The sequence below is a fragment of the Donghicola eburneus genome (assembly GCF_900115865.1).
Lineage (GTDB): Bacteria > Pseudomonadota > Alphaproteobacteria > Rhodobacterales > Rhodobacteraceae > Donghicola > Donghicola eburneus.
Map to the genome: position 1 here is coordinate 42,710 of NZ_FOXY01000003.1, position 14,328 is coordinate 57,037.

A 14,328-nucleotide genomic window follows, 5' to 3' on the forward strand; every position below is an offset into this window, starting at 1 on the left:
ATGACGGAACGGCTACAAACCCTCACCCAGCAATTGCTCGAGGCCGCCAAGCGCGCGGGCGCAGACAGCGCCGACGCGATGGCGATGCACGGCACTTCGGTGGAAATCGATGTGCGTCAGGGGCAGCTGGAACAGGCGGAGCGCTCCGAAGGGGTCGATATTGGCTTGCGTGTCATGGTTGGCCAGCGCCAGGCCAACGTTTCGGCCTCTGACACCAGCAGCGCGACCATCGAAACACTGGCTGCGCGCGCTGTCGCGATGGCCAAAGAAGCCCCCGAAGACCCCTATCTGTGTCTGGCAGAAGCAGGTCAGTTCGCGACTGACTACGATGCAGAGGCGCTGGAACTCGCTGATTCTTCGGCGGAACCTTCGGCGGCAGAGCTTCAAGAGGACGCGCGCCGCGCCGAGGCTGCAGCGCTTGCCCAAGAGGGTGTAACTCAAGTGCAATCCGCTGGCGCGAGCTATGGCGCACGCGAAATCTGGATCGCAACCACCAATGGGTTTTCGGGTGGGTACGGGCGCACTGGACGCAGTCTGTCTTGCGTTGCTATCGCGGGCGAAGGCCTGAAGATGGAGCGTGACTACGACGGCGACTCCCGCACCTTCCAAGAGGACCTGCGCAGCGCCGAAGAGATTGGCGCAACGGCTGGCCAGCGGGCGGTGGAGCGTCAAGGCGCGCGCAAGCCCCCGACCGGCGCCTATCCAGTGATGTATGACGAGCGTATTTCGTCCGGATTGATCGGGCATCTGCTGTCTGCCGTGAACGGCGCGATGGTGGCACGAGGCTCCAGCTTCCTGCGCGAAGACTTGGGGCGTCAGGTGCTGCCCAAGGCTCTGTCGATCTTGGAGAACCCCCACCGTCTGCGCCAAACCGGCTCGCGTCCCTTTGACGCCGAAGGTCTGCCCACCGCGCCGCGCACCATTGTGCAAGACGGTGTTCTGATGGGCTGGACGCTGGATCTGTCGACGGGCCGCAAGCTGCGCATGCCGTCTACAGCGAACGCAGGCCGCAGCACGGGATCGTCGCCGTCGCCGGTTGTTTCAAACGTTGCTCTTACCCAAGGGGACAAGACTCGCGATGAGTTGCTGCGCGAGATGGGCACTGGCCTATTGGTCACATCGCTGATTGGCAGCAGCATCAACCCGACCACGGGCGACTATTCGCGCGGTGCCTCGGGCTTCTGGGTCGAAAATGGCGAGATCGCGTATCCGGTCAACGAATGTACGCTTGCCGGAAATCTGCGCGATATGCTGATGCAGATCACCCCCGCAAACGACGCCCGCGACTACCTGAGCCGCGTTGTGCCGTCTTTGCTTGTCGAAGGGCTCACCATTGCCGGAGCTTGATGCAGATCGGGCCTTGTTGGCAGAAGCGGCGCAGAAGGCCGGTGAAATCGCCTTGCGCCATTTTCGAAATGCGCCGCAGGTCTGGAATAAACCAGGGGACGCGGGCCCCGTCACCGAAGCTGATCTAGAGGTTGATGCCTTCTTGCGCGGGTTCCTGACGCAGGCGCGCCCAGATTACGGTTGGTTGTCCGAAGAGACAGAGGATGACGCTGCCCGTTTGGACACGGATCGCGTGTTTATCGTTGATCCGATTGATGGCACGCGGTCCTTTATCCAAGGCGAGAACAGTTGGTCCCATTCCTTGGCTATTGCGGACAAGGGACAGATCACTGCGGGTCACGTCTATCTGCCGGTCAAGGATTTGCACTACACCGCAGCCCTTGGCCAGGGTGCGACCTGCAACGGTGCGACCCTGCAGGCAGCGCAGCGCGACACGCTCGCCGGTGCAGACATTCTGGCCACGCGCCCAAACATGGAGGCGCAGAACTGGCGATCCTTGCCCCAGATCACGCGGCATCATCGCCCGTCGCTGGCTTATCGCTTGTGTCTGGTGGCTGAGGGACGGTTCGATGCTATGCTGACCCTGCGCGATGCGTGGGAGTGGGACATTGCTGCTGGCACGTTGATTGCGGCCGAGGCTGGCGTGAGCGTGACGGATCGTAAGAATGTGCCACTGATCTTTAACCGCCCTGACCCCGCAAGCGAGGGCGTGATCGCTGCGAATCCGGCGCTTCATCAGGAAATCTACGCTGCTTTGCGCTAGAACTGGCTGCGAAACGCTGCTCTGATCAACACTTGCTTGACCGATTGGACCAGACCCGTAGGCTGCGCAGGCTTTTTGCGCCATTTCGGCTTTCTTAACATCCGCTCATGTATCGCCAACTTGCCCTTTCTATTGCTGTCGGCCTGAAACCCGGTCGCCGTGTGGACGCAGACGCCCTCTGGGCACCGCGCCCCGAAGGTATGTTGGTGTGGCTCCATGCCGCCAGTGCGCCCGACTTGGCGGCATTGCTGCATTTGATCCCACGGCTCGAAACTCTCGAGCCGATTCCGTCGGTCTTGCTCACCATGCAAGAGGGGTTGGGCTGCCCCGGTGCATTGCCTGATCATGTAATGGTCGAACATCCGCCGCAGGATACGCTGGCGCAGACCACGGCCTTTGTGCAGCATTTCAAACCGGACATGGGGCTGTATTGCGGCGCGCCGCTGCGGCAGACGCTGCTGTGGGCGATGGAACGTCAAAAGGTGCCGTTGACCCTGACGAACGCCAGCGCGTCAGAGCTGGACCCGCCGGGATTTCGGTTTGACCGCGCGGCGCAGCAGGCCTTGGCCCAGTGCTTTGACCATATCATTTGCAAGGACGATTTGGCGGCGCGCCGGATTAACAAGCTGCGAGGGGCCAAAGCGCCGGCCATCCCGCTAGGCCGGTTGGAGGAAGGCAGTGTTGCGCCATCCGCCGACCCGATCAAGCTAGAGGCCTTGCGCCCCGCGCTGGCTGGCCGCCCCGTCTGGCTGGCGGCTGAAACCCGCCCCGGCGAAGAGCCGATGGTGGCCGAGGCCCAACGGCAGATGACACGCTTCTCCCACAGGCTCCTGAGCGTGATTGCGCCCGATGATCCGAGCAGAGGCATAGGTTTGGCCGAAACACTGCGCGCCCAAGGCTGGCACGTGGCTCTTCGTAGCAAAGACGACCCCATCACCGAGGATGTGCAGGTTGTCGTTGTGGATGTCTGCGGGGAGTTGGGGCTGTGGTACCGACTTGCGCCGATCACGTTTGTCGGCAGTTCGCTTGTGCCTGGCTTCGGTGGGCAAGACCCCTTTGCCCCTGCTGCGCTCGGGTCCGCGTTACTTTATGGGCCCAACGTGGGCAATTACCTGGACAGCTACAGCCGTTTGGTGAACGCGGGCGGTGCGCGGATTGTCAAGGATGCCAGTTCCTTGGCGCAGGGGCTGCAACTGCTGCTCGCGCCGGACAAGGCGGCTGCGCAGGCCCATGCTGCGTGGGAAGTGGCCTCGCGCGGGGCTGAAGTGACTGATAGAGTGCTCGAAATTCTGCAAGAGCAGCTCGACGAAAAGGCTTTCTGATCCATGCAAGCACCGTCTTTCTGGTACACTACGCCGGAGCGTCCGAACTGGCGGGCCCGACTTCTGGCCCCTGTTGGTGCGCTGTACGCGGCGGCGACCGCGCGGCGGCTGGCCAAAGGCGCGTGGGAAAAACCGGGTGTCCCTGTGATCTGCATTGGCAACATCAACGCGGGCGGCACGGGCAAAACGCCGACCACCATCGCAATTGCGCAGCGGCTGATTGAGGCTGGGTACAAACCGCACGCCGTCAGCCGTGGATATGGTGGGGCTGTTACGGAACCGACGACGGTCAAAGAGCAGGTGCACACGGCCCAACAGGTCGGGGATGAGCCGCTGCTGCTGGCTGCCTTCATGCCTGTGCATGTGGCGAAGGATCGTGCGGCGGGCGCGGCCTTGGCAATTGCCGAAGGTGCGGATGTGATCCTGCTGGATGATGGCTTTCAGAACCCCGCCCTCCACAAGGACATCGCTATCGTTGTTGTCGACGCGGACAAAGGGTTCGGGAACGGGCGCTGTCTGCCTGCGGGGCCCTTGCGCGAACCTGTGAGCGTCGGGCAAGCGCGCGCGGATATCACCCTGTCGATCGGCCTGCCCGAGGCGCAAGAACGGTTCGCGGCCCAATGGGGCGATGCCGTCACCACGCCGTATATGACGGGGCAGCTCAAGCCTCTTCGGACGGGCATGGACTGGTCGATGATGCCTTTGCTGGCCTTTGCGGGGATCGGTCACCCCGAGAAGTTTTTCGCCACGCTGCGCAGTCTGGGTGCGCCTTTGGTCCGTGCCGAAGCCCTGTCGGATCACCAAGAGCTGACGCCCGCCCTAATGCAGCGGCTCGAGTCCGATGCGCGCGGGGCAGGGGCGCAGTTGGTGACAACGGAAAAGGATGCCGTGCGCTTGCCCGATAGCTTCCGCCGCAAAGTGCTGACGCTGCCCGTGCGGCTGGAAATTGCGGATTGGTCGCCCTTGGATGCGAAGCTGGCAGAAATCGGGCTGCCGATCTTGTGAAACGGGGGCGCTATGCACGCCCCCAGAGGTCTTAGGCTTCGGAAGCTTTGATCAAGTCGATCGCCTCTTGCGCGGTTTCGACATAATGGAACAGGTCCAGATCTTCGGGCGCGATGGTGCCCGCGTTCTTCAGGGCGTCCCAGTTCACGATGGTTTCCCAGAACTCGCGACCAAAGAGCAGGATTGGCACTGGGTTCATCCGCTTGGTCTGGATCAGGGTCAAGGTCTCGAACAATTCGTCCAATGTGCCAAACCCACCGGGGAAGATCGTGATCGCGCGGGCGCGCATCAGGAAATGCATCTTGCGGATGGCAAAGTAGTGGAAGTTGAAGCTGAGCTCGGGCGTCACATAGGGGTTAGGCGCCTGCTCGTGGGGTAGGACGATGTTGAAGCCGATGGACCGGCCACCCGCATCAATGGCACCTAGGTTGCCTGCCTCCATCACACCGGGGCCGCCACCTGTGGCAACGACGTTCTCGGTGCCGCCGGTCTTTAGCGACTCTTCGGTCATCAGGCGGGCAAATTCACGTGCCTCGTCGTAGTAGTGCGACAGCTCTGCCATGGCAGGGCTGCGGGCCATATCGCGGCGCTCTGGGCTGGGAATGCGTGCGCCGCCGAACATCACGACGGTCGACTGCACGTTCTGTTCATTCAGGATCAGCTCGGGCTTCAGCAATTCCAGCTGCAACCGCACGGGGCGCAGTTCGTCCTGCTTCAGGAAGTCCAGATCGTGGAAGGCCAACTGGTACGAGGGGGACAGAGTTTGCGGTGTGCGGGGCACGCCTTCGGCCAGGCGAATGTCGCGTTCGGCGTCGGGTAGCGGGTTCTGTCGATGGTCTTTCATAATGGCTCCGATAGGGATCTGTTCTTTAAGAGCTAAGTGTTTCCCAACAGCTTTGCCAGTCGGGCGTATCAAACATGTGTATTTCCCGTTCACAGTGACCGATTATCAGGCTAAAAGCCCGCAAGTTTTGAAACAGCCAAACACTTGCTAAGGAGCCTGCCAATGTCCAACGCGCAGCTGGAAGCCGCCATCGAGGCAGCGTGGGAAAACCGCGACCAGATCACCCCCGCCACCACTGGCGAGACCCGCGAAGCGATCGAAGACACGCTGAACGCTCTGGACAGCGGTAGCTTGCGCGTCGCCGAAAAGCTGGAGAGCGGCGATTGGCACGTGAACCAGTGGGCGAAAAAGGCCGTTCTGCTTGGCTTCCGCATCAAGGACATGGAAATCCAGACCGGTGGTCCGCAGGACAGTGGCTGGTGGGACAAAGTCGACAGCAAGTTCAAAGGCTGGGGCGAGAACCAGTGGAAGGCCGCTGGCTTCCGCGCCGTGCCCAACTGCGTCGTGCGCAAGTCGGCCTACATCGCGCCCGGCGTTGTTCTGATGCCGTCGTTTGTGAACCTTGGCGCCTATGTTGACGAAGGCACCATGGTCGACACTTGGGCGACCGTCGGGTCTTGTGCTCAGATCGGCAAGGGCGTGCACCTGTCCGGCGGCGTCGGCATCGGCGGCGTGCTGGAGCCCATGCAGGCTGGCCCGACCATCATTGAGGACAACTGCTTTATCGGCGCGCGTTCCGAGGTCGTCGAAGGCTGCATCATCCGCGAAGGTTCGGTTCTGGGTATGGGCGTCTACATCGGCAAATCGACCAAGATCGTTGACCGCGAAACAGGCGAAGTCATGTACGGCGAAGTTCCCCCGTACTCGGTCGTCGTTTCGGGTTCGATGCCTTCGAAGAACGGCATCAACCTGTACTGCGCGGTCATCGTGAAGCGTGTGGACGAAAAGACCCGCAGCAAGACCGGCATCAACGAACTGCTGCGTGACTGATCAGGAATTCTGTTCAGTTTTGTGAACGGATTGTGGGCGTCCCATCGCGGGGCGCCCTTTTTTATTGGGAACAATCCTCGGACGTTCGGACTTGAGTGGACAGTAACTGTTTCGTCTTTGAGGAGAATAATTATGGCCGGTCTTGGTTGGCTTCTTGCTATTATCGTTGGTGCCCTAGCGGGTTGGATTGCTGAAAAGCTGATGCACGCACGCATGGGTTTGTTGCTGAATATTGTTCTGGGTATTCTAGGTGCGATCGTTCTGAACGCGGTTCTGATGGTTGTGTTCGGTGGCACTCTGGGTGGTGTGATCGGTCAGCTGATCGTTGGTATTATTGGTGCGTGTATTCTAATCGCCATCGCTCGTGCGGTTCGTAAACCTGCATAATTCTGGACCTTTTACCGGATAACCAAGGGCCGGTTGTTCCACGTGGAACTGCCGGCCTTTTGCTTGCGTTGAGGATCCATGTTCGCAGACCTGTCCACCCCGCTATTGTTTACTGTCTTTGCGATTGCTGCGTTTGTCGTTGTGGTCGTCTCGATCAAAGCCACCGAATTGGCCGATATTATTGCCGACCGCACCGCCTTGGGCGAGGCGATGGTAGGTGCGCTGATCCTTGGCGGGGCGACGTCCCTATCGGGAGTCGTTGTTTCCGTAACAGGGGCTTATAGCGGGGATGCCAGTTTCGCGTTTTCGAACGCGGTTGGGGGAATCGCGGCGCAGACGCTCTTCTTGGCGATCGCGGACCTACTACACAAGCGCGCCAATCTAGAGCACGCTGCCGCAGAGCCCGCGAACCTGTTCCAAGCTGTGCTGCTTCTGATCCTGCTGTCCCTGCCCATCGCGGCCATGTCGGGACCGGACATCGCTTATTTCGGCGTGCATCCGGCTTCTATCGCGCTGTTCCTAGCGTATGTGTGGGGTGTCCGTATCGCAGGGGATGTCAGCGACAACCCGATGTGGAAACCTGTAGAAACCCGCGAGACCCGCCATGACGAGCCTGAAGATGACCACGAGGCAGGCAAGTCCGCATCTAAACCCATCGCTGTATTCGTTGTGCTGGTGGCGATCATGGGCGCGTGCGGCTTCGTGATTTCGCAGGTGGGCGGTGAATTCATCGAACGCTTTGGCCTGTCGTCATCCTTGGTTGGTTCACTTGTGACGGCAGTCGTGACGTCTCTGCCCGAATTTGTGACGACGTTGGTCGCCGTGCGCCGCGGGGCGCTCCAGCTTGCGGTGGGTGGGATCATCGGCGGCAACACATTCGATACGCTGTTCCTTGTGTTCTCCGACGTGGCCTATCGCGACGGTTCGCTTTACCACGCGGTGGGGATGAGCGATCTGTACTGGTTGGCCACAGGCATGCTGATGACTGCGGTTCTGCTCGGGGGGCTGATCCTGCGTCAGCGCAAGGGTCCCGCCAAGATCGGGATCGAGAGTGTGCTCATGATGGCGGTCTACGCCACCGCCGTCGCGGTCGAGGTCACAGCCCGCTAAGGCTTGACTTCGCGCCCGCTGCGCCCCATCGACAGGCCGTCCAGTTATCCAGAGGCCAATATGTCCGAGAAAAGCGAAAAACCCCGCAAGAAACAGCAGGTCTACACGCTGGTGATCGAGCTTGGCCGCAAGAAGGGCGACGGCCTGCCCAAGAACGCCACCGGCGCGGGCCTTATGTGCTATGCCAGCGGCGTAGACGAGGCTGAGGCGGTTCGTGAAACCGTTGCCATCCTGAAGCAGGCCGATATGGCCCCGCTGGATGTGACGGGATACGGCACGCTGGAAGAGCGAGAGAAGCAGGGCCACGAGATTGGCGACGAAGAGCGCGAGTTGATGGAACGCGCGTTGGCAGAGAACTCTGTGATCATCGCGCAGATGGACCCCTATTACGACTGACCCCTGTCATCCCGTCCGGATTTCGATAAAAGTGGCCCCGAAGCAAAGGAGCCACCCATGACTGACACCTGCCCTGTCGATCTCACCGCCAACCTGATCCGCTGCCCCTCGGTTACCCCAGAAGAAGGTGGTGCGCTGGAACTGCTGGCTGGTGTTCTGGGAGATGCGGGCTTTGAGTGCACGCGGGTGGACCGGAACGGTACGCCGAACCTCTTTGCCCGTTGGGGGGCCAAAGGCGCGGCGAAGTCGCTGGGGTTCAACGGGCACACGGATGTGGTGCCCGTGGGCGATGTGGCCGACTGGACCGTCGATCCTTTTGGTGCCGAAATCAAAGGCCCGAACATGTACGGCCGCGGCGCTTGCGACATGAAATCGGGCGTGGCGGCCTTTGCCGCTGCTGCAGTGGATTTCGTTCAGACGCAAAAGCCCGACGGCGCAGTGATCCTGACAATCACCGGAGACGAAGAAGGTCCGGCGCGGGACGGCACCGTCGCCTTGCTGGACTGGATGGATGCGCAGGGCGAACGCATGACCGACTGTCTGGTAGGCGAGCCGACTTGCCCGAATGAAATGGGCGAGATGATCAAGATCGGTCGCCGTGGGTCGCTGACCGCCAAGTTCACCATCATTGGCCAGCAGGGGCACGTCGCCTATCCCCACCGCGCGAAAACGCCGATGGCGCCTATGGTGCGTCTGATGGATCGCCTTGCCAGTCACACGCTGGACGAGGGGACCGATCACTTCGATCCTTCGACCCTGCAGATCACGACGATCGACACGGGCAATGCTGCGACGAACGTGATCCCAAATCAGGTGAAATCCACGGTCAACATCCGCTTTAACGACGCACACACAGGCGACAGTCTGATTGCATGGATGCGCGCCGAAGCGGACAAAGTTGCCAAGGAATTTGGGGTCGAGGTCCAAATGACCACCAACATCTCGGGCGACAGCTTTGTCACTGAGCCCGGTGCGTTCAGCCAGATGATCGTCAGCGCGGTGCAGGCCGTAACAGGCAAAACACCGGAGCTGTCGACCTCTGGCGGAACATCGGACGCGCGGTTTGTCAAAAACCACTGCCCTGTGGTGGAATGCGGGCTGGTGGGCACCTCGATGCACCAAGTGGATGAATACGTTGTGGTCGAGCAAATCCGCCAGCTCAAGGACATCTACACCCGTATCCTGACGGACTATTTTGCATGAGTTACAAGATTACCCCGACCGATGATCTGGATGCCTGCATGGCTATCCGGTTCACCGTGTTCGTTGACGAACAGGGCGTCCCCGCCGAGATTGAGCATGACGATTATGACATGGTCGCGCGGCACCTTCTGGCGACCAAGAACGGCCGTCCCGTCGGCACTGCGCGTATCGTTATGCAGGGGAGCGCGGGTAAAATCGGGCGTGTTGCAGTGCTGAAAGAGGCTCGGGGCAAAGGCCTTGGCGCGGCGCTTGTTCGGGCATGCGAGAAGGAAATGAAGAAGCTGCCCGAGGTCAAGGAAACCATCCTGACCGCGCAGACCAGTGCGCTCGGGTTCTACGAAAAACTGGGCTATGTTGCCGAAGGCGATGAATTCGAGGACGCAGGAATTCCGCACCTCTTGATGCGCAGGCCCCTTCGATAAGGGCTCTCGCTTTGTGAATGACGGCGCCTTTTGCCTGTGATAGGGGCGAAGGTATGAAGCAGTTGCCCACAAAAGCTGACATCCTGAACTGGATCGAAGCGAACCCGACCCAAGCCAACAAGCGTGACATTGCCAAAGCCTTTGGCATCAAAGGGGCTGCGCGCATTGAATTAAAGCTTCTCTTGCGAGAACTTGAGGACGAGGGGCATCTGGAAAAGCGCAAGAAATCTTATCGTGACCCTGACACCCTGCCGCCCGTCAGCGTGTTGATGATGCACGCGCCCGATATTGATGGTGATCAGTTTGCCAAGCCTTTGGAATGGCATGGCGAAGGGGTGGAGCCGCGCATCCTGTATATCAAACGTCAGACCGATCCGGCGCTTGGCGAAGGGGATCGCATTCTGGGCAAGCTGCAGGCTGTCAAGGATCAGGACTACCAGTATGAGGCGCGCCTGATCCGCAAGATTGGTGCAAACCCGCAGCGGATGCTAGGGGTCTACCGCGAGGGCTCCGAAGGTGGCCGGATCGTGCCGATCGACAAGGGGTCGGACAAGGAATGGATCGTGCCAGCAGGTCTGACTGGCGGCGCCAAAGACGGCGAGTTGGTCGAGGCGGAAACCGCTGGACCCAAGCACCGGATGGGCTTGCCCAAAGCGCGGATTGTAGAACGCCTTGGCGACCCAAGCGCGCCGCGCGCCGTGTCCCTGATCGCGATCCACCATCACGGGATTCCCGACGCCTTTCCTGACAAGGTGATCGCCGAAGCTGACGCGATGAAGCCCGCTGGCATGAAGGGTCGCGAGGACATGCGCGACATGCCCTTGGTCACGATCGACCCTGCGGATGCACGCGACCACGATGACGCCGTTTGGGCGTACCGTGACGAAGACCCAAATAACGAGGGCGGTTTCGTCCTTTGGGTCGCGATTGCGGATGTGTCCCATTACGTGCAGCCCGGGTCTTATCTGGATAACGAAGCGCGCAAGCGTGGCAATTCCAGCTACTTCCCCGATCGCGTGGTGCCAATGCTACCAGACCGTCTGTCGGGTGACCTGTGTTCGCTGCACGAAGGGGTGCCGCGCGCTGTGATTGCCTGCGAAATTCGTATCGATGCCCACGGCAAGAAGATCGGTCATCGCTTCGTACGGGGGATGATGCAGTCGGCGGCCTCTCTCACATATGAGCAGGCGCAGGCTGGCCGCGATGGCAATCCGGACGACAAGACCGCGCCGTTGATGGATGATGTGATTCATCCCTTGTTTGATGCCTATGCCGCGCTGGTCGAGGCTCGCAAGGATCGTCAGCCGTTGGAGCTGGACCTGCCAGAGCGTCGAGTGGAGCTGGGGGAAGATGGCAAAGTCGCCTCGATCACGATGAAAGAGCGTCTGGATGCTCACAAGCTGATCGAAGAGATGATGGTGCTGGCCAACGTCTGCGCCGCCGAAACGCTGGAAAAGAAGCGCACGCCGCTGCTGTACCGCGTTCACGAAGAGCCGCCGGCAGACAAACTGGAGTCTCTGCGCGAGGTCGCGAGCGAGTCAGGTTACACGTTGGCCAAAGGGCAGGTGCTGCAGACTCGTCACCTGAATAAACTGCTGAACGATGCGGCGGGTAGTGACGAGGCTGAACTGATTAACCTCTCCACTCTGCGTGCGATGACACAGGCGTATTATTGCGCGGATAACTTCGGGCATTTTGGTTTGGCGTTGATGCGATACGCGCACTTTACCTCGCCCATTCGCCGTTATGCGGACCTGATCGTGCACCGCGGCCTGATCTCGGCGCACAAGTGGGGGGATGATGGCCTGTCGCCCGAGGATATCGAGCGTCTGGAAACCACAGCCAAGCATATCTCGGACACCGAGCGCCGGTCCATGATGGCCGAGCGGGACACGACTGACCGCTATCTGGCGGCCTATCTGTCAGAACGGGTGGGTGCAGAGATGACCGGCCGGATCAGCGGGATTGCGCGGTTCGGGGCCTTTGTGAAGCTGGACGAAACCGGTGCAGACGGGCTCTTGCCGATCCGTACGCTGGGGCGTGAATTCTTCCACCACGACGCAGAGAGTCAGACCCTGATGGGCTCGGAAACCGGCCTTCTGATCGGCTTGGGGCAGCGCGTGACAGTTCGCATTGCCGAAGCGGTTGCCGTGACCGGTGGTCTGACGCTGGAACTCTTGGAGATCGAAGGCAAAGCCTTGCCCCGCGGCAAGCAGCGCCCTGCAAGGGGTCCGGCCAAGCGCAAGATGGTCAAGGAAAAGCGCAAGCGCGACCGGATCGAGCGCAAGGTCAAGCGTAAGCGGAAGTAAACGCCTGACCGCACCGGTCCAGATAGAGCATGATTCGTTTGTCGGACCGGATGCGGTGGCGCAGGGGCGTTTCCATCGGTAAATTGCGGATCGCCCCTAGGACTGCCAGACAGGCTGCGTCAGCTGCGGTGGGGGTATCCCCCAGTACATAGGGCCGATCCCCCAGAAATTCGGCCAGCGCCGACAGGTCGCGTTCGACCAGAGCCAGGCGCTCGGCCTCGGTGCAGCGGGCAATTCCGTGTCGTTCCAGACCGCGCCGCACGCTTTTGCGGATCATTTCGCCCACGGGCGCCCGCATCACTGCGGGCATCTCCCCGAAAAAGGCCGCTCTGAAAATCGCCCATCCGTCATCGTGGACCCAGCGGTCGTGGACTAGCGCGTGGTAGGGCCAATCTTCGATCAACCGCATGATTGCCTGACCTTTTGCGCGATCTTCAAAGGCGCAGGTCGCGTAGAAATCTGTGCCGGCCCGCTCGAGAGCGGCTTGGATCAGGTGACTGTCGGCGATGGTTTCGTTGTTCCATTGCAAGACGGGCAGTTTGCCATGGGGCATGCGGGACGGGTTGGACACGTCTTTGCGCTGCCAAGGTTGCCCCGACATGTTCAGAAGATGGATCGTTTTCGAGCAAAAGGGACTGAGCGAAGGTTCGTGCAGACCCGCTGGGAACGTCAGTAAGGTGATCATGCGCAATGTTGGTAAAATCGGAGTTGCGCCAGCCTAGCATGGGTTTGGAAAATCCCGTTGTGCGCGGTCGGGTATGTGGGCGGATTGCTGCGCTATTTCCTTGCAATGCGCAAAACACTGCCATTTCCTTGGGAATTCAGGGCGGTCCGTTTGCCAGTTGCCGTGTGTGCGTTAGCCTTTCACGCTTGAATAATAAGAGCAGGTATCGAAAATGTCCCTCTGGTTGAGAGTTTCGACAGGAGTTTTGGCGCTCTTTGCGACGCAGGTGGCGGCAACAGATCTGGCGTTGCGTCCTGTGGTGCGGCCCGCAACGCCGGTGGCACTTTCGCAAAGCGCTGGTTATTCTGCAGACGTAATACGCCCCCAAGCGCGCCCTGCGCTGGCCCGAACTGCAGAGGTGCCGCCTGTGACCGAGATATCCGCAAATCCAGGATATAATGACTGGGTTCGTGCCTTTTATAGGCGGGCGCGGGCAGGCGGGATCAGCGAGGCCACGCTGAAACGTGCCTTTTCTGGTGCGCAATATCTGCCTGATGTGATCCGGCGTGACCGCAACCAATCAGAATTTACCAAGACACTTTGGGACTATCTGGACAGTGCAGCGTCGGACGCGCGGATCCGAAATGGCAAAGCCGCTCTGCAAAAGTATGCGAGCACCCTAAACGCGATTGAAAAGCGCTATGGCGTGGACAAAGAAGTGGTGGCAGCTGTTTGGGGGTTGGAAAGTGCATACGGCAGTTATCGCGGCGATACTGATATTGTCAGCGCATTGTCGACTCTGGCTTTCGATGGACGGCGCGGCGCATTTTTCGAGCAGCAGCTCGTGGCGGCGCTGGGAATCCTGCAGTCAGGGGATGTCGCACCTCGGAATATGACCGGATCATGGGCGGGAGCGATGGGACACACGCAGTTTATTCCGACCAGTTATCTGGACTATGCGGTCGATTTTAACGGTGATGGCCGCCGCGATATCTGGAGCGACGATCCCACAGATGCGCTGGCCTCGACTGCGGCCTATTTGGCGCAGTTTGGCTGGGTCAGCGGAATGCCTTGGGGAGTCGAGGTGAAGATACCCCAAGGGTTCGACTACACGCTCGCGGATCGCAAAACCCTGCGCATGCCCTCAGATTGGGCGCGGTTGGGGATCACGGACATGTCGGGCAAGCCTGTGCGAGATTTCGGGTCTGCCTCGATCTTGCTGCCTGCGGGGGCGCAAGGCGCAGCGTTTATGATCTTCAAGAATTTTGAGGTCATTGAGCGGTACAACACCGCCGATGCTTATGTGATCGGAGTTGGGCACTTGAGTGACCGTCTCAAGGGGGCAGGTCCAATCCAATCGGATTGGCCGCGCGGGGATCGGGCCCTGACCTTTGCTGAGCGCAAAGAGTTGCAGGACCGCCTGACCCGTGCCGGTTTCTCGACCCAAGGGATCGACGGAAGGATTGGGCCGAACACAATCGACGCCGTGCGGTCTTATCAGCAGTCCGCAGGCCTGATACCTGATGGGTATCCGTCGCTCAGGCTCCTGCAGCGGCTACGCTAGAG

The 14,328-nt window shown here is 60.4% G+C and carries 14 protein-coding genes; 12 read left to right on the forward strand and 2 right to left on the reverse strand.

Annotation, left to right across the window (positions count from 1 at the left end):
- The 4 genes from BM225_RS05525 (at nt 1) to lpxK (ending at nt 4,437) form a co-directional block, all read left to right on the forward strand.
- The gene (locus BM225_RS05525) at nt 1-1,347 is read left to right on the forward strand and encodes a TldD/PmbA family protein (protein ID WP_072708490.1); all 1,347 of its coding nucleotides are present in this window, start codon (nt 1-3) and stop codon (nt 1,345-1,347) included.
- The gene (locus BM225_RS05530) at nt 1,334-2,110 is read left to right on the forward strand and encodes a 3'(2'),5'-bisphosphate nucleotidase CysQ (protein WP_072708488.1); all 777 of its coding nucleotides are present in this window, start codon (nt 1,334-1,336) and stop codon (nt 2,108-2,110) included. Before BM225_RS05525 ends, BM225_RS05530 begins: the two co-directional genes overlap by 14 nt.
- 107 nt (nt 2,111-2,217) lie before the next feature.
- Nucleotides 2,218-3,432, forward strand: a complete 1,215-nt coding sequence (locus BM225_RS05535; protein ID WP_072708486.1) for a 3-deoxy-D-manno-octulosonic acid transferase — start codon at nt 2,218-2,220, stop codon at nt 3,430-3,432.
- A 3-nt stretch (nt 3,433-3,435) separates the two neighbouring features.
- Entirely contained in the window at nt 3,436-4,437 is a 1,002-nt protein-coding gene (gene lpxK / locus BM225_RS05540) for a tetraacyldisaccharide 4'-kinase (protein ID WP_072708484.1), read from the forward strand.
- A 31-nt stretch (nt 4,438-4,468) separates the two neighbouring features.
- Here lpxK and BM225_RS05545 read toward each other — a convergent pair whose 3' ends face one another.
- Nucleotides 4,469-5,281: an LOG family protein gene (locus BM225_RS05545; protein WP_072708482.1), complete on the reverse strand. Its 813-nt coding sequence runs from the start codon at nt 5,279-5,281 to the stop codon at nt 4,469-4,471.
- 162 nt (nt 5,282-5,443) lie between these two features.
- Between BM225_RS05545 and dapD the strand changes: the two genes are divergently transcribed.
- The 7 genes from dapD (at nt 5,444) to rnr (ending at nt 12,098) form a co-directional block, all read left to right on the forward strand.
- Entirely contained in the window at nt 5,444-6,271 is an 828-nt protein-coding gene (gene dapD / locus BM225_RS05550; RefSeq protein WP_072708480.1) for a 2,3,4,5-tetrahydropyridine-2,6-dicarboxylate N-succinyltransferase, read from the forward strand.
- Nucleotides 6,272-6,403: 132 nt separating this feature from the next.
- Nucleotides 6,404-6,658 (forward strand): GlsB/YeaQ/YmgE family stress response membrane protein, encoded by a 255-nt coding sequence (locus tag BM225_RS05555; protein WP_072708478.1) that lies wholly within the window; start codon nt 6,404-6,406, stop codon nt 6,656-6,658.
- A 78-nt stretch (nt 6,659-6,736) separates the two neighbouring features.
- Nucleotides 6,737-7,768, forward strand: coding sequence for a sodium:calcium antiporter (locus BM225_RS05560; protein ID WP_072708476.1), 1,032 nt, complete (start codon nt 6,737-6,739; stop codon nt 7,766-7,768).
- Nucleotides 7,769-7,828: 60 nt separating this feature from the next.
- A complete protein-coding gene (locus tag BM225_RS05565) occupies nt 7,829-8,164 on the forward strand; it encodes a hypothetical protein (RefSeq protein ID WP_072708474.1) in 336 nt (111 codons plus the stop codon).
- 57 nt (nt 8,165-8,221) lie between these two features.
- A complete protein-coding gene (dapE, locus tag BM225_RS05570; RefSeq protein ID WP_072708472.1) occupies nt 8,222-9,367 on the forward strand; it encodes a succinyl-diaminopimelate desuccinylase in 1,146 nt (381 codons plus the stop codon).
- Nucleotides 9,364-9,789: a GNAT family N-acetyltransferase gene (locus tag BM225_RS05575; RefSeq protein WP_072708470.1), complete on the forward strand. Its 426-nt coding sequence runs from the start codon at nt 9,364-9,366 to the stop codon at nt 9,787-9,789. Before dapE ends, BM225_RS05575 begins: the two co-directional genes overlap by 4 nt.
- A 53-nt stretch (nt 9,790-9,842) precedes the next feature.
- Complete coding sequence (gene rnr / locus BM225_RS05580) at nt 9,843-12,098, forward strand: ribonuclease R (protein WP_072708468.1); 2,256 nt, start codon at nt 9,843-9,845, stop codon at nt 12,096-12,098.
- On the opposite strand, the gene BM225_RS05585 is transcribed toward rnr, so the two are convergent.
- On the reverse strand, nt 12,079-12,783 hold the full coding sequence (locus BM225_RS05585) for a glutathione S-transferase family protein (RefSeq protein WP_072708467.1): 705 nt from the start codon (nt 12,781-12,783) through the stop codon (nt 12,079-12,081). The genes rnr and BM225_RS05585 overlap by 20 nt on opposite strands.
- Before the next feature lie 211 nt (nt 12,784-12,994).
- Between BM225_RS05585 and BM225_RS05590 the strand changes: the two genes are divergently transcribed.
- Nucleotides 12,995-14,326 carry a lytic murein transglycosylase gene (locus BM225_RS05590; RefSeq protein WP_072708465.1) on the forward strand — a complete coding sequence of 444 codons (1,332 nt, stop codon included), beginning with the start codon at nt 12,995-12,997 and terminating at the stop codon, nt 14,324-14,326.
- Nucleotides 14,327-14,328 lie beyond the last annotated feature (2 nt).

Coding starts and splice junctions, on each gene's coding strand:
- BM225_RS05565 (WP_072708474.1), top strand. CDS start 7,829: ATGTCCGAGAAAAGCGAAAAACCCCGCAAGAAACAGCAGGTCTACACG.
- lpxK (WP_072708484.1), top strand. CDS start 3,436: ATGCAAGCACCGTCTTTCTGGTACACTACGCCGGAGCGTCCGAACTGG.
- BM225_RS05560 (WP_072708476.1), top strand. CDS start 6,737: ATGTTCGCAGACCTGTCCACCCCGCTATTGTTTACTGTCTTTGCGATT.
- BM225_RS05575 (WP_072708470.1), top strand. CDS start 9,364: ATGAGTTACAAGATTACCCCGACCGATGATCTGGATGCCTGCATGGCT.
- BM225_RS05535 (WP_072708486.1), top strand. CDS start 2,218: ATGTATCGCCAACTTGCCCTTTCTATTGCTGTCGGCCTGAAACCCGGT.
- dapD (WP_072708480.1), top strand. CDS start 5,444: ATGTCCAACGCGCAGCTGGAAGCCGCCATCGAGGCAGCGTGGGAAAAC.
- BM225_RS05555 (WP_072708478.1), top strand. CDS start 6,404: ATGGCCGGTCTTGGTTGGCTTCTTGCTATTATCGTTGGTGCCCTAGCG.
- BM225_RS05590 (WP_072708465.1), top strand. CDS start 12,995: ATGTCCCTCTGGTTGAGAGTTTCGACAGGAGTTTTGGCGCTCTTTGCG.
- rnr (WP_072708468.1), top strand. CDS start 9,843: ATGAAGCAGTTGCCCACAAAAGCTGACATCCTGAACTGGATCGAAGCG.
- dapE (WP_072708472.1), top strand. CDS start 8,222: ATGACTGACACCTGCCCTGTCGATCTCACCGCCAACCTGATCCGCTGC.
- BM225_RS05545 (WP_072708482.1), bottom strand. CDS start 5,281: ATGAAAGACCATCGACAGAACCCGCTACCCGACGCCGAACGCGACATT.
- BM225_RS05585 (WP_072708467.1), bottom strand. CDS start 12,783: ATGATCACCTTACTGACGTTCCCAGCGGGTCTGCACGAACCTTCGCTC.
- BM225_RS05525 (WP_072708490.1), top strand. CDS start 1: ATGACGGAACGGCTACAAACCCTCACCCAGCAATTGCTCGAGGCCGCC.